The organism is Rhizobium sp. NZLR8 (assembly GCF_019685025.1).
Classification (GTDB): domain Bacteria; phylum Pseudomonadota; class Alphaproteobacteria; order Rhizobiales; family Rhizobiaceae; genus Rhizobium.
In genome coordinates, this window is sequence record NZ_JABDVY010000015.1 from 1 (window position 1) to 17,732 (window position 17,732).

Consider the following 17,732-nt stretch of genomic DNA (forward strand, 5'->3'; position numbering starts at 1 on the left):
GGCTCATCCACGGTTGTAACCAGAGGGGGAACGGGCGACTTCGTCACGCCTCTGGCCGGGTGGCCACCCGGCCAGAGGCTCAATCGCTTCCATCGCACAAAATCTCTAACGTGCAGATACAAGGGGGCCGATCAGGCTGGCGACGAGCACCAGCGAGGTAATGTAGAAGCGAGTCTCGCGCTCGCTCTTGTTGCCGGTTTCGCGGATGCTCTCAACCATGACGACGCTGTTCAGGGCGGGCCACCGATGATCCTTTTGAAGCCACTCGACGTCGTGGATGACGGTGATGTCCGTCGTTTCGATGCGTCCGTGATCGCCATCGACCGTGCGATGGCGGCTGACGGTCGTGTCTTGGAAAGACTTGGATTTTTGTTCTGTGGCAAAGAGTTCGACATCATCGCGCAGGGTACCCTGATTGCCTTTGAGGGCGAAAATGTAGTCGGCCTTCTGGTCCACGACCTTCTGGGCGATGGCCCGTTGGCAGCCCATGGCGTCGATGGTCACGACGGCGCCCTCAATGGCCAGCATGTCCAGCAGCTTGGGGATGGCGACGATCTCGTTGGGCCTTGTCCGCCACCTTGACCTGACCCATCACCAGACGCTGGCGGGCGGCAAAGGCCGACACCATCTGGATGGCGTCCTTGTCTACCCCCTTCGAGCGGCGAACGGTCTTGCCATCGATGGCGACGACGCCTTCCGGAACGCCAATCAGAGAGGCGACCCAAGCCACGAAACAGCGTTGAAAATGCTCGGCATCCAGGGTGGCGAGGATATCGCCCAGATGATCATGGGCCGGCGTGCCCTCGCGAAACGGGCGGAACCGGCGCAACAGTGCGAGCTTCTTGTCGCCGAAGCGGGCGATATCGGTGATGGTTTCCGCCCCGGCGATCACCGCCAACAGACACAGCAGCAACACTTCCGCGAGCGGGTATTTCACCTTCGCGATTTGCCGGCCATCATGCAGGTCATCGAAATAGCTCAGAAAAACAACCGTCTCGGCGACTGCATCGAGATCGCAAGCCACATCGTCCATCGACTTCATCCTCCCACCAATTAGAGGATGCCGACAGATTCAGCTTTTCAGCCCATTGTCACCTGTTAATTCACCCGATTGCCCTGTCTGCATGCCCCAAGGCAGTTGGCTAGAATAGGAAATTGTTTTAAAAGACTGCAACGGCGCCGCCTGCGAAAGTGGGATCGTTCGCTGACGTTCGAGGTGCGGAACAGGGCGTATATGGTCTCATCGGATACGGCATTATTCCGCGCGGCGGCGCTATCGTTGCCGCTGATATTCCTGGGCTCTCATTCGGCCTTGAGCCAGAATGCAAAATCCTCCGATAATCAGTGGATCATAACGCTTGGCGGATCCGTGGAATACGGTCCCTCCTATGAAGGATCGAAGCATCTTTCCTTCAGCGGCATGCCGTCTTTCGATTTTCGCCGACTTGGCGAGGCGCCTGAATACAGCGCGCCGGATGATAATATCGACTACGGGCTCTTCGATATCGGCGGCGTCGAAATCGGCCCCGTCGTCGGCCTGAGAGGTGGACGATCGGCATTCGACGAATCCGAACTGCAGGGTTTGCATTCGGTCCAGTGGAATCTGGACGCCGGCGTCTTTGCGCAGTACTGGCCGATAGAGGATCGCCTGCGTGTTCGGGCGGAAACACGTCAAGCGTTGTGGGGCGGCGACGGTGCGCTTGCAGATCTTTATCTCGATTGGTTCCAGCCCGTCGGCGATCGCTGGCTGCTGTCTGCCGGTCCGCGCCTGTCTCTGGCAAACCGCACCTATATACGCAACAATTTCGCGGTTTCCGCAGAGGAAGCCGCCAACAGTGGTCGCGTCGAGGCGTTTGACGCGAATGGCGGTCTCAAATCCATCGGATTCACGGTGGCCGCCACCTATACGCTCTCATCGGCCTGGAGCGTGCAGGCCTACGACAAATATAGCCGCCTGGTAGGCGATGCGGCCGACAGCCCGATAACCTCAAGACTTGGCTCAGCCGATCAGAACGTCATCGGTATCACGCTCAATCGCTCCTTCCAGATAGGCTTTTGAGCTTTGCGCTGCCGCTTTCTCATGCTGGCCGATATAGTCCCGCGTCACGGGAATGACGTCGTTGCGCTTGCTTAACTGGATCTGAAAAACCACCAGATCCTCGTAGCGGAATGCGGCTTCGGCGCATGCAAGGTAGAATTCCCACATGCGGCAGAAGCGTTCGTCGTAAAGTGCGGCAGCCTCTTGCCAGCGCGCCAGGAAGCGCTTTCGCCAATGTGCCAGCGTCCAGGCATAGTGCAGGCGCAGGACCTCGATATCGGTAACCTGAAGACCGGCTTTTTCAATTTCGGGAAGGATCTCCGACAGCGCGGGAATGTAGCCGCCGGGGAATATATATCTGTCGAGCCAAGGCGTGGTGAACCCGGGTGTCGCAGAGCAGCCGATCGTGTGCAAAACCATAATGCCGTCATCTTCCAGCAGATCCGCACATGTGTCGAAAAAGGCGCGATAGGATGCCAGGCCGACATGCTCGAACATGCCGACCGACACGATCCGGTCGAACCGTCCGCTCAAGCTGCGATAGTCCTGAAGGGCAAACCGGATATCCGCCTCCATCCGCTCGTGTTCGGCAAGCCGTTTCTGGGCGTAGTCATGCTGCTCTTCCGACAGGGTGATGCCGAGCACATGCCCGCGCGGCACATGCCTTGCCATATGCAGGGCCAGCCCACCCCAGCCGCAACCAATATCGAGCACGCTCTTGCCGGGCTCAAGCCGCAATTTCGCGGCGAGATGCCGCTTCTTGGCGCGCTGCGCCGCATCGAGCGACTGGTCGGGGCTGTCGAAATAGGCGCAGGAATATTGCCGGTCCCGATCGAGGAAGAGTTCGTAGAGCCGGCCATCCAGATCGTAGTGGTGGGCGACATTGGCCTTGGAGCGGGCCGGCAGATTGCGATGGCGGAAGATGCGTAGCCAGGTGCGCGCATGATCGATCAGCCGGGCGATGAGCGGATGCTTGGCGTTCTGGGCCTCACGCAGCATCATCGCCAGGAAGTCGAAAAGTGAACCCTGTTCGACGAGAAAGCGGCGGTCCATGTAGAGTTCGCCGAGCCGCATATCGGCATCGATCAGGAAGGCCCATTGCGCAGCGAGATCGGCAAAGCGCACATGCACCCGCTCACCGGATGCGTCACCAAAGGAGAGCAGGCGGCCATTGGACATGGTAACGTCGAGGGAGCCGTGCGTGACGATGAGCGAAAGCGCCCGCGCCATGATCCAGTTGGTGAAAGCCGCGGCCGCAGCACCGATCCTATGGAGGATGAAGCCTTGTGCTTGCGCCATCACCGATCCTCGCCAGGATGCGCGCGGCGCAGGGCGTGCACGCTGCCAGGCTCATCGACCGCGTGCGTCGCCTCCGATGCGCCGGCGATCAGCCAGACGCCGGCAAGGATCAGGCCGCTGCCGACGATCTGGAGTGCGACGATCGGCTCGCCGAATATCAACCAGCCGCTTGCAATGATTAGGACATAGCTGATACCCGAGAGCGGGAAGGCCCGGCTGAGGTCGAGTTCGGCGAGCACCGTCATCCAGACGAAGAAGCAGACGACCTCGACGACGAGGGCTGCCAGGATCCAGTGCGAGGCAAGCGCGTCGTGCAGCAAGGTCCCCCCCTCGGCACGGTTCAACTGCATCGCGCCGAGCTTCATGAAAATCTGAAACAGCGTGTTGAGGACAGGCACGGCGAGCCATGTCAGGCGCATCGACGTCATCACTTGGCCTGCTCCGCGGAAAAAAGCGGAGAGACCAGCCGCAGCAATGTCTGCAGCACAGGATTTCGGTGGCGGAAAAACATGGTGTTGGCCGCCAGCTGGCTGCCAAGCCGCACCTTGTTTTCATAATATGCCTGGCCGCTCCGGTAACGGCTGAGACCACTATCGAGGCAGTAACGCAGATTGGTGAACCAGCTCAGGAAATAGAGATTGTACGGCCGTCCCTGTTCGCCATCCATGCAGAAGAACTTGTCGATCGCGACGCGATCATCATGAACGATGAGATTGGCAGCCAGCAGCTCGTCCTCGACAAGATAGAGGACGCAGAACGAACGGCCGCGCATATGGGTCAGTATCCCCTCGAAATAAGCGGGCGTCAGCTCTTCGAACTGCCATTCGCTGCGATTGCGCGTATCGTGGTAGAGCGCCATGATCCGCGGCAGCACGTCACCCACATCCGTTCTGAATTCGACCCTGACGGCGTCGAAGGACTTGATCTTGCGCCGCATGTCCTTGCGCGTGCCCGCAGACAGCCGGGCCATGTATTCGTCGATCGTCCGAAAATCGATATCGAGCCAGGCGGATGGCAGGCCGCAGATTGGGGCATAGCGCCGCTCCGAAAGCACGGCGCCGAATTCCAGGGCGACCGGCGCGGGAACATCCTTGATCCCCATCAGCGCGCAGCCTTCCCGAGCCGCAAGCCTTTCGAAGGCGTCGAGCAGTTCGCCGAACAGCGCCTCACGACGGTCCTCCGGCACCTCGGCATGAAAGCCTATGACGCCGTTTTCGGTGCACGGCGAGCCAAGGCAGGCAAGCCGCAGCACCAGGAAGCCTGAAACGTGTTGTCGCACGCGGCGGATCAGCCGGCGCGCTAAACCCTCTTCTAGTGTCGTGTCCAGCGGATAGGGGCACAGAAACACCGGCATGGCGGCGCTGATCCTTCCGTTCTCGGCGATCGTAATGTAGCGCCAATCGAATTCGCCGATGCCGGCGTCTTCGATCGCAAGCAGGCAATCATAATCTTCGACCTGGCCGCGGTAACAGGCATTCCACGCTTCGCGGCCGATGGCGCGGATCGTGTCGTAGACCTGTGCGACCGGCTCGCCGTCTTCTGCGGGAAATTGTCTATAAGCGAGTTTCAGCATGGCCTGCCTCAAAAAAATTGGCCGTGAATTCCGCGACCTGTCGATGCTGGTCGAGATGGATCATGTGGTAGCTGTCCTTGATCCACTTGAGTTCATGCGGCCCGCCGATGTGATCGGATATATAAAGCGCATGCCGGGGGTTGCTGAGATCGTCCTCTTCGGCGTGGAGGATCAGCGTTGGCGTCTGAATCTCAGGCAGGGTTCCGCGAAGCGCCTTGCCCAATCGATACATCTCGACGATGCCGCGGCCGGGAAATTTGTCGAGCATGCCTTCGCCCGCCATGTCCTCGACCAGGCGGCGCCTGCGATCATCCTTGATGCCGAGCGACTGATTTTCTCTGAAATTGAGCCGGTCGAGAAAGGGCACCCGCGACAGCCAGCCGATATGCGGCGACAGCATCGTATAATGTCGCGGAACATCCCAGCCGTCGTAGTGGAAGCAGGGCGAGTAGATAGCGACAGCCTTGATCAGGTCCGGCCGGTGCTTGGCGGCCAGCAATGACAGCTTGCCGCCGACGCAGATGCCGGCGGCAAAAACCGCTTGCGTGCGCTCTGCCAGGAATTCGGATCCGCGCACAACGCTTGCCAACCAGTCTTCCCACCGCGTGCGGCGCAGCGTCCTGATGTCTTCGCCATGACCGGCCAGCAACGGCGCGTGAACGCTGTAGCCGCGCCGGTTGAGTCGGCGCGCCACGAGCTTCATTTCGGCCGGGGCGCCAGTCAAGCCGTGGATCAGCAGCACACCTTTGCCGTTCGTTCCCGGCAGGAAGAAGCTCAACTGCTCAGACCTCATGCCGAAGCTCCATCTCGCGGTTTTCCGGAGCCATGAAGCCCAGGGCATGGCAGGTGCTGATCACATGCGTGCCTGCCTTTTCCTGGTCTTCCCTGATCTGTTCGTGCAGTGCCGCAAGCCTCGTCCAGTGGGTGCGCGGCCGGTAATGATGTTCGGCATGATAGCCATTGCCGAACCAAAGCCAGTTGTAGAACGGCTTGTGGCTGCTCACGCCCCACGCAATCGGTTCGTCCGGATCGCCATGCAGGTGCTCGTAATAGCCGTTGAGCGACGACAGGCAGTTGCCGGCGTAGTAAAACGGCACGAAGAACAGCACGGCTTTCCAATCGTAGATCAGCGCTATCGCCGCAAGGCCGAGGAAGGCAAGCAGTTCGAAACGGCCCCACGCGGCGTCGAAAGGACGGTTCTTGGCGATGGCCTTGTGAATATCGCCGAGACTGTCACGGAAGAAGCTTTTCAGCGTGTAGGACCAGACATTCTCCGGCTCGCCGTTGCGGCCATAGCGATAGATCGACAGGAGATCGATCGTACCGCCGTTCTCATCTGGCCGGTCGCTGTTGCCGGAATGATGGCGCATGTGCACCCAGTGGTAATAGGTCTGAGAAAAACCGATCGCCACCGATTCCAGCAGGCTGAAGCCGTAATTCATCCAGCGTGGCTTGAAATAGGGCGTGTGGATGAAATTGTGCGAGATGCTGTTGATGTTCCAGGATATCGATACGGCATAAAGGCAACCCAGGATCGCGGAGACCCAGAGCGGCCGGCTTTCAAAGCCGACGATCAGGTAGACGTCAAAGACAAGATGCGCAAAGGCCGCAAGCACGGGGGCGACATCCCATCTGGTATGAGCAAAGATTTTCATAGTCCGGTTGCTCCCACGCAGGCCACGCCGGCGGTAATGAGAAACACGCCCGCCGCGTGGCGAAGGTTGATATTTTCCTTGAAGACGGCGGCACCGGCGACGACGGTTCCGACATAGCTGAGCGCCATCAGAGGAAAGGCGATGGTCAGCGGCACGCGGGTGAGCACGGCCGTCCAGGCAAGCAATTCGATCGCCCAGAAGGCGATGCCGAGCCAGGTCAGAGGCTTGGCCAGGGTTGCCAGAATGGCGCTGTCGCTGGCCGCCTGCTTGAAGCAGACCTCGCGGGCGGTTTCGGCGACCACGCAGAACAGGATCAGGCCGAACATCGGCAAGGTGAGGCCGCCGGTCATTCCATCGATTCCGCCAGGACTTCCAGCAACGCGTGATTTGCGGCGCTGTTGATGTTGCGCACGGCATCCGCCGCCTGCCGCAGCCGCGGCTGATCGATGAAGATTTCCGCCTGCTTCAGCAGCCGGGTCTTGAGGCCGCCCGCGTAACTCGGCACCGAATAATCGCCGATGACGTCGGCGCCGACGACGCGATGGCGGCTGCCGATCTCGCTGATCAGTGCCATCAGATAGGGCAGGCGCATGCGACCCTGATCCCAGTTGGTCACGGCGTCATCGGCGGCAAGCACGTCCTTGTCGATCGTGAAATAGACCGCCTCGGTGCCGATGCGGCTGAGGATCAGGTCGATGAAATTCTCTTCGCCGATCTCGGAGATGGAATTCCAGTACAGGGCGCGCCCGTCCTGCCGGTAGCTGGCGCCGCTGCCATATTCGGCAGAGACGCGGCTTGGCGGATGCTCGTAAGGGAAAAGCTCCAGCTTGCCTTCCCTCAGCCACCGCAGATTGGCTCCCTTGCGTTCGGGGTTGCGCAGATCGCTGCTGCAGACGCCGACGGTGACGACCTTGTCTATCCTCGGGTTCGACAGGGCGCTGTTGATCCACGAGCCGCAATGCATGCCGCCCTCGAAATTCACCCAGTCCGGGTGATTGTCGAAATGAACGAGAGTGGTCGAAACCGGCCGCCGTTCGAGGGCCATATCGAGAAGCAGAGCGGTCACATGATGGAAATCGCCCGAGCCCATGAAGGCAAGCTGCGGTCCCCGGCCTCGAGAGGGCAGCGCCCGGGAGATATCCCGGCCGAGTTCGGACAGCATCTTCTGCCTGCCCCATAATCTGATTGCGCTGCCGCCCCGCTTGTCGGCATGGTGGCACGCGCCTGCAAGCGTGCAGGCGCGCACGAAGTCCGGCTGCAACTCCAAAGCATCGTCGAGATGAAGGAGGAGAAGCTGCACCGTGCTACCTCCGGGCCGCGCGGGTGAAGACGTGGTCGAGCAGCGTCAGCGCCAGATCGATCTCTTCGCGTGAGATCAGCAGGTTCGGCGCCAGGGTGATGACGTTTTTGTGGTAGCCGCCGACATCGAGAACGAGGCCATAGACCTTGTCGCCGACCTGGAGGTCGCCCTTCATGCCTTCGTCGCAAAGCCAGTCCATCGTCGCCTTGTCGGGCGTGAAACCGTCTTCCTTGCAGATCTCGCATCTCAGAGCCAATCCGAGGCCGTCGACGTCGCCGACGATCGCATGACGCTTTTGAAGCTGCTTCAGGCCATCGAGGAAATAGGCGCCCTTGGCCATGATCGCGGCGCCAAAATCCTCCTCCTCCAGCATCTTCATGGTTTCGAGCGCAACGGCCGTGCCCATCGGGTTGCTGGCGAAGGTGGAATGGGTGGAGCCGGGCGGGAAGACCGTCGGATTGATCATTTCCTCCCTGGCCCAGACGCCCGACAGCGGGTTGAGCCCATTGGTGATCGCCTTGCCGAAGACGAGAACGTCGGGCTGAACGCCGAAATGTTCGATCGACCAGAGCTTGCCGGTCCGGTAGACGCCCATCTGGATCTCGTCGACGACAAGCAAGATGCCGTGCTGATCCAGGACCTTCTTGAGTTCGGTGAAGAAGTTCATCGGCGGGATGACGTAGCCGCCGGTGCCCTGGATCGGTTCGATATAGAAGGCCGCATATTCGGCGCTGCCGACCTTGGGATCCCAGACGCCGTTATACTCGCTTTCAAAGAGGCGCGCGAACTTGCGCACGCAATGCTCTCCGTATTCTTCCTTCGACATGCCCTTCGGGCCGCGGAAGTGATAGGGAAACTCGATGAATTGCGCTCGTTCACCGAAATGGCCGAAGCGGCGGCGATACCGGTAGCTGGAGGTGATGGCCGAGGCGCCGAGGGTGCGGCCGTGATAGCCGCCTTCGAAGGCGAACATCAGGCTTTTGCCGCCTGTATAATTGCGCACCAGCTTCAGCGAATCTTCGACCGCCTGCGAGCCGCCGACATTGAAATGAACGCGCCCCTTGCGGCCGAACTTGCGCTCGGCATCTTGCGCGATCATCGTCGCAAGCTCGACCTTCTCGCGATGCAGATATTGCGAGGCGACCTGTGGCAGCCGGTCGAGCTGCCGATGGACGGCGGCATTCAGCCTCTCGTTGCGATAGCCGAAATTGACGGCCGAATACCACATCTGCAGATCGAGGAATGGCGTCCCCTTTGCGTCATAAAGGTAGGAGCCTTCGCATTCCTCGAAGAATTTCGGCTCCGCCGCGTAATGGACCGTATCGCCATGCGAGCAATAGGCTTCTTCCATCAGCCGCAGCTCGGCCTCCGACCGTCCGGACAGCGGGGACTTTTCGGTGAAGGTTTCGACATTCACAATGTTCATCATATGCCTCTTCGTCTGGTTCATGCGATTTGGGATTGGGGGACCGCGCGGCCTTGGCGCGCGATGCCCGGAAGGACTGCTTTCAGCTTGGAACGCAGATCGGTGAAGTCGGCAAAGCCGATAAAGGGGATGCCACGGTCGGTGCAGTAATCGGCAAGCCTGTCCTTGGCGAAGACGAGATCGGCCATGCCGGCAACGCAGAAATCGCTTCGTCCGTCGCCGATATAGATGTGTGGTTCGATGCCCCAGATGACATGGCATTTGCAGACACCCGAACCCGACGAACAACCGGCCGCCGTGAGCGCGGGCGACAGGGCGTAGGCCTCGCGGCCGTCGACGAGGCGCCAGGTAAGGCGGTTGGCAATGATGGCAAGATCGGCAATGCCGTTACGCAGCAGGACGTGACGGATGAAATGGTCGACGCCGTCGGAAACGACGCTCACCGGCAGGCCGGCCAGGCGGCAATCGTCGAGGAAAGACTTGAAGCCGGGGTCGATCGCGACCGTATCGAGCAGTGCGCCGAGGTCGCCGCGGCTTGCGCGGATGAGGGCAATCTGCCGGCGCATGCAATCGGCCGATCCGATCAGGCCGTCCTTCCATTGCTTTTCGATCTCTTCCCATTCGGGATCGGCAAAGTTCGACAGTACGATGTCCGTCACGTCCTGAATGGAAATCGTGCCGTCAAAATCGGAGAAGACCTGCATCAAATGCCCTTTCGAACTCTCTGCGGCGGTGTTTACCGGGCGTCGATGAGGCAGGACTGAAGGGAAAATGATGCGAAAATGAAATATGCGGGACGCCGCGTCCTGAAATGCCTGCGATTCTCGCCGCGCTTTGAGAGCGTGGTCAGTTTCTACAGGGCTTCGATCGGGAACGGGAGATATCGGTCCGGGTTCAGGTCTTCGGCAGTCGCAGCTCCACCCGTAAGCCCTGTCCCCAGACAGGTGTCGAAAGTTTCACCGATGCCGCAAGACGATCCGCGGTATCGGCGACTATGGCAAGCCCGAGGCCGGCGCCCTCGGCGCTGAGGGTGTCCAGACGATAGAAGCGCTTGAAGACGGCCTCACGTTCATCGGGCGGAATTCCCTGTCCGCTGTCACTGATTGAAATCAGCCAGAAGTCAGCCTCCGGGGCGAGAACCACCTCGATCCGACCGCTGGGTGGGGTGTACTTTATCGCGTTGTCCAGGAGGTTGCCGACCATCATCTGCAGCAGCGATGCGTCCGTCCTCACCTCAGCCGATTCAGGACCGACCAAAGAGACATCGAGCTTGCGGCTGGTGATAAAGTTGCCGACTTCCGCGAGCGTCGATGCCATCAGATGGTAGAGACGAACAGGCATCGGATTTAAGGGATGATGGCTTACCCTCGCAAGGCGCAGCAATTGCTCAATCAGATGGGTTGCCCGGTTGTTGCTGGTGACCAGATCGGCAATGATCGCCTTGCGCTCGTGTTCGTCGTCGGTGCCATCTAACATCTGCAAGAGTAGTTTGATGCTTGCTTGCGGCGTACGCAGTTGATGGGCGGCGAGATCCGAAAAGCGCCTTTCCAGCGTCAGCGAGCGCCCGAGCTTGCCGAGAAGCTGATTGATTGAACGGCCGAGCGGCAAGAGATCTCTAGGCAGATCGCCGACCGGTATTTCTGAAAGGTCGTCGGGGGAACGGGTTCGAATCTGGTGGACCAGTCCATGGATGGTGCGCAGGCCGCTATTGATGCCGAGCCAGATCAAGAAGCCGATCACCGGTACCAAGACGAGCAATGGAAAGAAGAGGTTCAACAAGATGTTGGATACCAGTGTCTGGCGTAGCGAGATCTTCTCGCCGACTTCCATGACGATTCCGGAATCCGGGATCGGCAGCGAATAGACGCGCCAGTCCTCGTTGCGATAGCTCAGGTTCGTGAAACCCGCCTGCTGGTGTGGCACGTCGGACTGAAAGGCAGTGCTGCTGAAGAACATGATCTTGCCGTCTACCCAGGCGCGGAACATGTGCGCGTCGGCGTAGTCGTCAGCATCCTCATTTAAGGCGAGCTGATTGTCCATGCTGAAATCGATATCGTCGACCTGTTGCGGCGTGCGGTCGAGCGAATGTTGCAGCCGGTTATGCAACAATCGCCACAAGACGTTTGCATCGTTGATGAGCTGCGCATCATAGATGTTGTTGATCTCGCGTGTGCCACTGTTGAAGGCGAAAGCGCCGATCACCATAATCGTCACCACCACGACAGGTGCGATCCTGAAGAAAATCTTGCGTGTGAGGGTTGACTGGCTCATCGCTCGATCATGTAACCGATGCCACGGATCGATTTGATGAAATCGGTTCCGAGCTTCTTGCGCAGATTGTAGATCGTCACCTCGATGGCATTGCTTTCGACGGTGCTGTTGGCATCGTAGAGAGCGTATTCGATATCGTTCTTGGTCACATAGCGACCACTTCGCTCCATCAAGAGCTTGAGCAGGTGAAATTCCTTGGCCGTGGTGTGAACCTGCAGACTGCCCTTGCGCGCCACCATCGCCGCCGGATCCACCTCGATATCACCGCACCGCAAGATGCTTTCGGCCCGGCCTTCGCGGCGACGGATGAGGGCGCGCAGGCGTGCAAGCAATTCGTCAAGGTCAAAGGGTTTGATCAGATAGTCGTCGGCGCCCTCGTCGAGCCCTTCCACCTTCTGCCTGACGGCATCGAGAGCTGTCAGGAGCAGGACCGGGACCGTGTTACCCTTCCGCCTTATGCCTTTGAGGACGCCGATGCCGCCTAGTACCGGAAGGTTGATGTCGAGGATGACGGCTGCAAAATGCGAGTGCTCTGCCGCTTCAAGACCTGACTGGCCGTCGCGCATCCAGTCGACTCCATAGGCATGTTTCTCCAGCGCCCTCTTCAGCGATGAGCCGAGAATGCTGTCGTCTTCAACAAGCAGAATACGCACGTTCCCTCCGCTTCTCGTGTCGGCAAATGCTGCCGATGTGAATGGCGATTTAAAGCATTGTTGTGGCAGGTGGTGACGGAAACGATCGCGCCTAGATCACAATCTCAAGCCAGCAGCAGACTCGACCTTATGCTCAGACGATGCATAGAAAGGCCCCAAGGTGCGGCGCCAAGGCGTATTGCCTATAAGTTTCGTATCAAGAACAATCTATAAATACGCATATGGAACGCGACGTTCTCCATAACAGGCGGCGCCGCAGAAGTTTGTGGACTCTCACCGGCGACGAAGCGCGATATAAATGGCACCGTCGCCATGTTGCTGCATCCGGAGGAATGTGGCGTGTTATCTATTTGAATTAATTGGCAGAGTCTTGTGGCCAGCTGCAAAACGACTTTATCGGCCGGCAGGAAGATGGCTGTCCGCCATTGACCCGCGAGGTGGTCGACAGCGCATTTGACGGACGCTGCTGGTGCCTGCAGGTTCCTCGTGCACATCGATTTCCGAACTCTCCTGGACTAAACACGGACACTAATCATGACAACAATAACAAGTATCATCTCCACGGTGACAGCAGCCTTTCTAGGCTCCTTCGTGGAGGTCGTCGAAGCGTTCACCATTATCCTTGCGGTCGGCGTGACCCAGAGTTGGCGGCCGGCCTTCATGGGCATGGGCCTGGCGCTTGTCGTTCTCGCCGTTCTGGTGCTGGTCTTGGGGCCGCTGCTCGGCCTCATCCCGATCGACATTATGCAATTCGTCATCGGCACGCTGCTGATTCTGTTCGGCCTGCGCTGGCTGAGAAAAGCCATTTTGCGTGCTTCTGGTTTCATCGCCCTGCATGACGAGGAAATGGCATTTGCCGAGGAGACGGGCAGCCTTCGTCGGCAGGCGGACAACCGCAGGGCAGACTTTCTAGCCGGCGTTGTAGCATTCAAGGCCGTCCTGCTCGAAGGGGTGGAGGTGGTGTTCATTGTGATCGCCACCGGCGCACGGCCCGGCATGCTCGGCTATGCGAGCCTGGGGGCGTTGGCGGCCTGCCTTCTCGTTCTCCTTATCGGCCTTTTCGTCCACAAGCCGCTCTCGACCGTTCCGGAAAACACGCTCAAACTCGTGGTTGGCCTGATGCTGAGTGCGTTTGGTATTTTCTGGGTGGGTGAAGGCATCGGCACGGATTGGCCGGGGGCCGATCTCTCGCTGCTGCCAATCTTCGGCGTATTGGCGCTCTTCTCGTTGGTGGCCGTCAAAGTGCTTCGCCGCTACCACAACGCGCATATGGAACCTGCCCAATGAACATTCTCAAAATCGCCATCCACGAACTCGTCGGCATGTTCATCGACGACGGCGCACTGGCCCTTTTGGCGCTAGTCCTGATCATCGCCGTCGGCTTTTCAGTGAAATGGGGGCTGCTCGGCGGCTCAATCGGCGCCGGCATACTGATCATCGGATGCCTGCTGATCCTGGCCGAGAGCGTCGCGCGGGCTGCGAGGCGAAAATTCATGCACAAGTGATGGCCCTATGAAATTTGGAAGGACTCTACCAACTCAGTTCTCCGACAAGTCTCATCAACTGTGCCATCTTTTCTTATATGCTAGGAGCAGATACCTCTAACGTCGCGACATTCCCGGATGATTTGTAGTAGTGTCCTCCTATGAAAATCCTGCTGGTCGAAGACAATCATGAGTTAGCGGCGTGGCTTGCCAAGGCGCTCAAGCAGGCGAATTATGCGGTCGATACCGCACATGATGGCGAAGACGCGGGGCATCTCCTGAAGGTAGCGGAGTATGCCGTCGTCATTCTCGATCTGTCGCTTCCGAAAATTGACGGAATGACACTGCTCAAGGGGCTCCGACAAGCCGGCAACAAGGTCCCCGTTATCATTCTCACCGCCAATGCCAGCCTCGACGGCAGGGTCGCCGGGCTGGATGGCGGCGCGGACGATTATCTTGCCAAACCTTTCGAAATAGCGGAGCTGGAGGCCCGCATCCGCGCGCTTGTCCGGCGCGGCCATGACCGGGCAGCGCCCCAGATAGCCATCGGAGACCTAATTTTCGACGGCGGCACGCGCCAGTTCACTCTGGCGGGCGAGACGCTGGTTCTAACGCCGCGAGAACATGCGGTACTCGAACTCCTTGTCCTGAAGGTCGGCACGACGGTCGCAAAGGCAACATTGTTGGAAAGCGTCTTCGGCTTCGACGACACGGCGGACGCAAGCGCGATCGAAATCTACGTCCATCGCGTGCGAAAGAAACTCGAGGGCAGCTCCGCCCAGATTGCAACGCTCCGTGGCCTTGGTTACATGTTGCGCCATGCTGGGTGAAAACGTCAAAAGTCTCGGAAAAGGCGCTTGGCAAACCACCCGGCTGCTCGGCGCAAGTCTGCGCATCCAGCTGTTGACATGGGTGTTTCTGACCCTCATCGGCGCGATCTGCATTAATCTCTACCTCAGCTTCCTCACAGCCAATGCGACGGCTAGCCTTATCTTCGACCAGACATTGATGGCCTCGGCGCGCGTCATTGCCGAAGATGTCACCGTCGACGAAATCGGAGCAGCACAGATCGATATACCGCCGGCGGCGCTTGAAATGTTCGATACCGGTTATCAGGACCGCGTTTTCTACCGGGTGAACACGGCCTGGGGCAATCTCGTCGCCGGATTTCCAGACCTCCCGGAATCGACTGGGCCGGGGATCGGCGAAGAAGCAGTCTTTCACGACAGCCCGGTGCGCCTGCTGACGCTTTACCACCCTCTGGTCGGGTTGAAGCAAGATGGCGATATCTCGGTAACCGTCGCGGCGACCCGCAACGGGTGGACGGCGATGAGGGACCGGCTCTGGTTCTCTGACTTTAGCAAACAGCTGGTCCTCGTACTGCTTGCTGGAACTGTCACGATTGTCGGTCTGCAGCGCGGCCTGGCGCCGGTTCTGCGCCTGCGCGACGCCGTTCGCGACCGGGGGCGCGAGCGGCTTGATCCGCTGTCGCCTGACATTGTGCAGACGGAACTGCGCCCCCTTGTCGCGACGCTCAACGACCATATGGAGCGCGTGCAAAACCAGATCGCGGCACAGAGGCGGTTTGTCGCAAACGCAGCACACCAATTGCGCACGCCCCTCGCGCTCATTGCGACGCAGGCAAGCGTGGCGGCGCGCGAGATCGACCCGGCGCGGCGCGACGAGGCTTTGCAGTCCCTGCGAACCAGCACGCGCCAGATGACACGACTGGCAAGCCAGCTGCTGACGCTCTCGCGTGCCGAGCCAGGAAGCCGTCGGCCTCGTAGCGACAGGATCGATTTTGCAGCAACCGTCCGCCAGGTCCTGGAATATCATGCAGAGGAAGCATTGGGGCGTGGTCTGGACCTCGGCCTCGAGGCCGACGAGCAGCCGATTGTCGTGGAGGGCGATGGCACGATGCTGCGCGAGATGGTCGTCAACCTCGTGGATAACGCTCTGCGCTATACCCCGCCTGGCGGGACCGTGACAGTGAGGACCACGCGAGAGGGTGACCAGGCCGTTCTGCAGATCGAGGACAGCGGCCCCGGCATTCCCGAGCCGGAAAGGGACCATGTGTTCGAGCGGTTTTATAGGGTTATCGGAACACAGGCTGAAGGAAGCGGGCTGGGATTGGCGATCGTGCGCGAAGTGGTGAACGGCGCCGGCGGAAATGTCTCGCTCAGCGACGCAACGACCGGAGGGCTGCTGCTGACGGTCCGGATTCCGGCTGTCAGATCCTGATCGAACAGATCCTGCCAATATAAAAACACCGGCGCCGGGGGGCGTCGGTGTTCCCTTGTGCTGTCCTTGGGGCGATTATTGAATATCGAGGCTCTGCTGCGGGCGCCACTTCGCCAAGCGGTTTTCGATCTGCGTCATGATGAATTCCGCGATCAGCGTCACGATCATCACAAGGACGATCGCGGCATACATGCCCGCTGCGTCGAAGGTGCCCTTGGCGATTGAAATTAGCTGGCCGATGCCGAAGCGGGCGCCGACGAACTCGCCGACGATAGCGCCGATGATGGCAAAGCCGAAGGAGACGTGAAGGCTCGCAAAAATCCAGCTCATGGCCGAAGGAACGATCACGGCCCGCGTGACCTGCCAATCGGAAGCACCAAGGATCCTCGCATTGGCGATCATGTTGCGGTCGGCTTCACGAACCCCCTGGAACGCATTGGCGAACACGACGAAGAACACCATGATGAAGGCAAGCGCCACTTTGGATGGCAGGCCAAGGCCGAGGATCATGATGAAGATCGGTGCCAGAACCACTCGCGGGATGGAATTGATCGCCTTGATATAGACCGACAGAACATCCGACAGAAAACGGTTGCGACCGAGGCTTACGCCGACGATGACACCGGTAATGGAGCCGCAGAAGAAGCCGATCAGAGCCTCTTCCATCGTCACCCAGAGGTTATACCAGAGTGAACCTTCACTGGTGCCGTTGACCGCCCAATCATAGAGACGGAAGATAATGTCGCTCGGGCTGGAGTAGAAAAACGGATCGATCCAAAGCAGGTTGGATGACAGCTGCCAGAGTGCCACAACCGCGACGAAGATCCCGATCTGCAGCGACATAACCTGCTGCTTGCGTCTCTTGATCGCGCCAAGCGCGGCGGCTTCGATTTCGGAATCCGATGTGCCGGGGCGAAAGACGACGGCCGGCACGTTGTCTGCGATAATGTTTGCCATGCTTGTCTCCTTATGCAGCTTCGCTGGAACGGCGATAGCTGGCCTCGACCTCCTGGCGGAGATCCTCCCAGATCGCCTTGCAATAGTCGATGAAGCGGGGCTCGTAGCGAATTTCCGACACGACGCGCGGGCGCGGAAGATCGATCGTGTAGACGGACTTGACCGTGGCTGGGCCGGCTGTCAGCACGTAGACCTTATCGGCAAGCGCGACGGCTTCCTCCAGATCATGGGTCACGAAAACGACCGAAGCCTTTCGTTCCGCCCACAGTCTCAGCAATTCCTCGTGCATCACGGTGCGGGTCTGCACGTCGAGTGCCGAGAAGGGTTCATCCATTAACAGGATTTCCGGCTCGTTGATGAAGGTTTGCGCCAGCGCGACGCGCTTGCGCATACCACCCGAGAGCTGATGCGGATAGTGATGCAGAAACTTTGAAAGGCCGACGCGCTGAAGCCAGCGCTTGGCGCTATCTTCTGCTTCCTTCCTGCTCTTGCCGCGAAATAGGGGGCCGGCCATAACGTTGTCGATGACATTCCTCCAGGGAAAGAGCGCGTCCGTCTGGAAGACGAAGCCAACGCGCGGATCGATACCATCGACCGGTCCGCCCATCAGCCTGACCTCGCCGGAACTGGGCCGCGCAAGCCCCGTTACCAGGTTAAGCGTGGTAGATTTGCCGCAGCCAGTCGGGCCAACGACAGCGACGAATTCGCCTTCTTCCACGGACATGGTGAAATCGCGCAACGCTGTCAGCGACTTGCCTGTCGGAGAGACAAAGCGCCTGCTGACATTGAGAAGCTCGATTGCCGGCTTCCGAATGTGGATGTCTGACATTGGTTT

The 17,732-nt window shown here is 59.5% G+C and carries 20 protein-coding genes; 5 read left to right on the plus strand and 15 right to left on the minus strand.

Going from position 1 to position 17,732, the window contains the following annotated elements:
- Positions 1–105: 105 nt before the first annotated feature.
- The gene (locus HJB89_RS26175; RefSeq protein WP_221150805.1) at positions 106–528 is read right to left on the minus strand and encodes an ISAs1 family transposase; all 423 of its coding nucleotides are present in this window, start codon (positions 526–528) and stop codon (positions 106–108) included.
- Positions 515–1,033, minus strand: a complete 519-nt coding sequence (locus HJB89_RS26180) for an ISAs1 family transposase (RefSeq protein WP_221150762.1) — start codon at positions 1,031–1,033, stop codon at positions 515–517. Before HJB89_RS26180 ends, HJB89_RS26175 begins: the two co-directional genes overlap by 14 nt.
- 201 nt (positions 1,034–1,234) lie before the next feature.
- On the opposite strand from HJB89_RS26180, the gene HJB89_RS26185 reads away from it, so the two are divergent.
- Entirely contained in the window at positions 1,235–2,059 is an 825-nt protein-coding gene (locus HJB89_RS26185; protein WP_221117898.1) for a MipA/OmpV family protein, read from the plus strand.
- On the opposite strand, the gene HJB89_RS26190 is transcribed toward HJB89_RS26185, so the two are convergent.
- From HJB89_RS26190 to HJB89_RS26240, 11 genes are all read right to left on the minus strand, one after another.
- Entirely contained in the window at positions 2,000–3,337 is a 1,338-nt protein-coding gene (locus HJB89_RS26190) for a cyclopropane-fatty-acyl-phospholipid synthase family protein (protein ID WP_221150763.1), read from the minus strand. The two genes, HJB89_RS26185 and HJB89_RS26190, sit on opposite strands and share 60 nt — an antisense overlap.
- Entirely contained in the window at positions 3,337–3,765 is a 429-nt protein-coding gene (locus tag HJB89_RS26195) for an EamA family transporter (protein ID WP_221117896.1), read from the minus strand. Before HJB89_RS26195 ends, HJB89_RS26190 begins: the two co-directional genes overlap by 1 nt.
- The gene (locus HJB89_RS26200; protein ID WP_221150764.1) at positions 3,765–4,910 is read right to left on the minus strand and encodes a GNAT family N-acetyltransferase; all 1,146 of its coding nucleotides are present in this window, start codon (positions 4,908–4,910) and stop codon (positions 3,765–3,767) included. The genes HJB89_RS26195 and HJB89_RS26200 overlap by 1 nt, the downstream gene beginning before the upstream one ends.
- On the minus strand, positions 4,891–5,703 hold the full coding sequence (locus HJB89_RS26205; RefSeq protein WP_221150765.1) for a carboxylesterase: 813 nt from the start codon (positions 5,701–5,703) through the stop codon (positions 4,891–4,893). The genes HJB89_RS26200 and HJB89_RS26205 overlap by 20 nt, the downstream gene beginning before the upstream one ends.
- Positions 5,693–6,565, minus strand: coding sequence for a fatty acid desaturase (locus tag HJB89_RS26210; RefSeq protein ID WP_221132991.1), 873 nt, complete (start codon positions 6,563–6,565; stop codon positions 5,693–5,695). Before HJB89_RS26210 ends, HJB89_RS26205 begins: the two co-directional genes overlap by 11 nt.
- Entirely contained in the window at positions 6,562–6,915 is a 354-nt protein-coding gene (locus HJB89_RS26215; RefSeq protein WP_221117892.1) for an EamA family transporter, read from the minus strand. Before HJB89_RS26215 ends, HJB89_RS26210 begins: the two co-directional genes overlap by 4 nt.
- Positions 6,912–7,865 carry an arginase gene (locus HJB89_RS26220; RefSeq protein ID WP_221117891.1) on the minus strand — a complete coding sequence of 318 codons (954 nt, stop codon included), beginning with the start codon at positions 7,863–7,865 and terminating at the stop codon, positions 6,912–6,914. Before HJB89_RS26220 ends, HJB89_RS26215 begins: the two co-directional genes overlap by 4 nt.
- A gap of 4 nt (positions 7,866–7,869) precedes the next feature.
- The gene (locus HJB89_RS26225; protein ID WP_221117900.1) at positions 7,870–9,291 is read right to left on the minus strand and encodes an aspartate aminotransferase family protein; all 1,422 of its coding nucleotides are present in this window, start codon (positions 9,289–9,291) and stop codon (positions 7,870–7,872) included.
- Positions 9,292–9,311: 20 nt separating this feature from the next.
- Positions 9,312–9,995, minus strand: a complete 684-nt coding sequence (locus HJB89_RS26230; RefSeq protein ID WP_221117890.1) for an MtnX-like HAD-IB family phosphatase — start codon at positions 9,993–9,995, stop codon at positions 9,312–9,314.
- A gap of 190 nt (positions 9,996–10,185) precedes the next feature.
- Positions 10,186–11,562: a HAMP domain-containing sensor histidine kinase gene (locus HJB89_RS26235; RefSeq protein ID WP_221117889.1), complete on the minus strand. Its 1,377-nt coding sequence runs from the start codon at positions 11,560–11,562 to the stop codon at positions 10,186–10,188.
- Entirely contained in the window at positions 11,559–12,215 is a 657-nt protein-coding gene (locus tag HJB89_RS26240) for a response regulator transcription factor (protein WP_221132993.1), read from the minus strand. The genes HJB89_RS26235 and HJB89_RS26240 overlap by 4 nt, the downstream gene beginning before the upstream one ends.
- A gap of 534 nt (positions 12,216–12,749) precedes the next feature.
- On the opposite strand from HJB89_RS26240, the gene HJB89_RS26245 reads away from it, so the two are divergent.
- The 4 genes from HJB89_RS26245 (at position 12,750) to HJB89_RS26260 (ending at position 15,940) form a co-directional block, all read left to right on the plus strand.
- Complete coding sequence (locus tag HJB89_RS26245) at positions 12,750–13,502, plus strand: COG4280 domain-containing protein (RefSeq protein ID WP_221117887.1); 753 nt, start codon at positions 12,750–12,752, stop codon at positions 13,500–13,502.
- Positions 13,499–13,720: a hypothetical protein gene (locus HJB89_RS26250; protein WP_207584461.1), complete on the plus strand. Its 222-nt coding sequence runs from the start codon at positions 13,499–13,501 to the stop codon at positions 13,718–13,720. The genes HJB89_RS26245 and HJB89_RS26250 overlap by 4 nt, the downstream gene beginning before the upstream one ends.
- 140 nt (positions 13,721–13,860) lie before the next feature.
- The gene (locus HJB89_RS26255) at positions 13,861–14,529 is read left to right on the plus strand and encodes a response regulator (RefSeq protein ID WP_221150766.1); all 669 of its coding nucleotides are present in this window, start codon (positions 13,861–13,863) and stop codon (positions 14,527–14,529) included.
- A complete protein-coding gene (locus HJB89_RS26260) occupies positions 14,519–15,940 on the plus strand; it encodes a sensor histidine kinase (RefSeq protein ID WP_221117886.1) in 1,422 nt (473 codons plus the stop codon). The genes HJB89_RS26255 and HJB89_RS26260 overlap by 11 nt, the downstream gene beginning before the upstream one ends.
- A gap of 75 nt (positions 15,941–16,015) precedes the next feature.
- Here the strand turns inward: HJB89_RS26260 and HJB89_RS26265 are convergent, their stop codons facing one another.
- The gene (locus HJB89_RS26265; RefSeq protein ID WP_221150767.1) at positions 16,016–16,897 is read right to left on the minus strand and encodes an ABC transporter permease; all 882 of its coding nucleotides are present in this window, start codon (positions 16,895–16,897) and stop codon (positions 16,016–16,018) included.
- Between the two features lie 10 nt (positions 16,898–16,907).
- A complete protein-coding gene (locus HJB89_RS26270) occupies positions 16,908–17,726 on the minus strand; it encodes an ABC transporter ATP-binding protein (RefSeq protein WP_221150768.1) in 819 nt (272 codons plus the stop codon).
- Positions 17,727–17,732 lie beyond the last annotated feature (6 nt).

Excerpts from the sequence above, each read along its gene's own strand:
- HJB89_RS26210 (WP_221132991.1), bottom strand. The coding sequence starts at position 6,565 with ATGAAAATCTTTGCTCATACCAGATGGGATGTCGCCCCCGTGCTTGCG.
- HJB89_RS26235 (WP_221117889.1), bottom strand. The coding sequence starts at position 11,562 with ATGAGCCAGTCAACCCTCACACGCAAGATTTTCTTCAGGATCGCACCT.
- HJB89_RS26205 (WP_221150765.1), bottom strand. The coding sequence starts at position 5,703 with ATGAGGTCTGAGCAGTTGAGCTTCTTCCTGCCGGGAACGAACGGCAAA.
- HJB89_RS26245 (WP_221117887.1), top strand. The coding sequence starts at position 12,750 with ATGACAACAATAACAAGTATCATCTCCACGGTGACAGCAGCCTTTCTA.
- HJB89_RS26260 (WP_221117886.1), top strand. The coding sequence starts at position 14,519 with ATGCTGGGTGAAAACGTCAAAAGTCTCGGAAAAGGCGCTTGGCAAACC.
- HJB89_RS26215 (WP_221117892.1), bottom strand. The coding sequence starts at position 6,915 with ATGACCGGCGGCCTCACCTTGCCGATGTTCGGCCTGATCCTGTTCTGC.
- HJB89_RS26250 (WP_207584461.1), top strand. The coding sequence starts at position 13,499 with ATGAACATTCTCAAAATCGCCATCCACGAACTCGTCGGCATGTTCATC.
- HJB89_RS26195 (WP_221117896.1), bottom strand. The coding sequence starts at position 3,765 with ATGACGTCGATGCGCCTGACATGGCTCGCCGTGCCTGTCCTCAACACG.
- HJB89_RS26200 (WP_221150764.1), bottom strand. The coding sequence starts at position 4,910 with ATGCTGAAACTCGCTTATAGACAATTTCCCGCAGAAGACGGCGAGCCG.
- HJB89_RS26190 (WP_221150763.1), bottom strand. The coding sequence starts at position 3,337 with ATGGCGCAAGCACAAGGCTTCATCCTCCATAGGATCGGTGCTGCGGCC.
- HJB89_RS26180 (WP_221150762.1), bottom strand. The coding sequence starts at position 1,033 with ATGGACGATGTGGCTTGCGATCTCGATGCAGTCGCCGAGACGGTTGTT.
- HJB89_RS26230 (WP_221117890.1), bottom strand. The coding sequence starts at position 9,995 with ATGCAGGTCTTCTCCGATTTTGACGGCACGATTTCCATTCAGGACGTG.
- HJB89_RS26225 (WP_221117900.1), bottom strand. The coding sequence starts at position 9,291 with ATGAACATTGTGAATGTCGAAACCTTCACCGAAAAGTCCCCGCTGTCC.
- HJB89_RS26175 (WP_221150805.1), bottom strand. The coding sequence starts at position 528 with ATGCTGGCCATTGAGGGCGCCGTCGTGACCATCGACGCCATGGGCTGC.
- HJB89_RS26185 (WP_221117898.1), top strand. The coding sequence starts at position 1,235 with ATGGTCTCATCGGATACGGCATTATTCCGCGCGGCGGCGCTATCGTTG.
- HJB89_RS26255 (WP_221150766.1), top strand. The coding sequence starts at position 13,861 with ATGAAAATCCTGCTGGTCGAAGACAATCATGAGTTAGCGGCGTGGCTT.
- HJB89_RS26270 (WP_221150768.1), bottom strand. The coding sequence starts at position 17,726 with ATGTCAGACATCCACATTCGGAAGCCGGCAATCGAGCTTCTCAATGTC.
- HJB89_RS26265 (WP_221150767.1), bottom strand. The coding sequence starts at position 16,897 with ATGGCAAACATTATCGCAGACAACGTGCCGGCCGTCGTCTTTCGCCCC.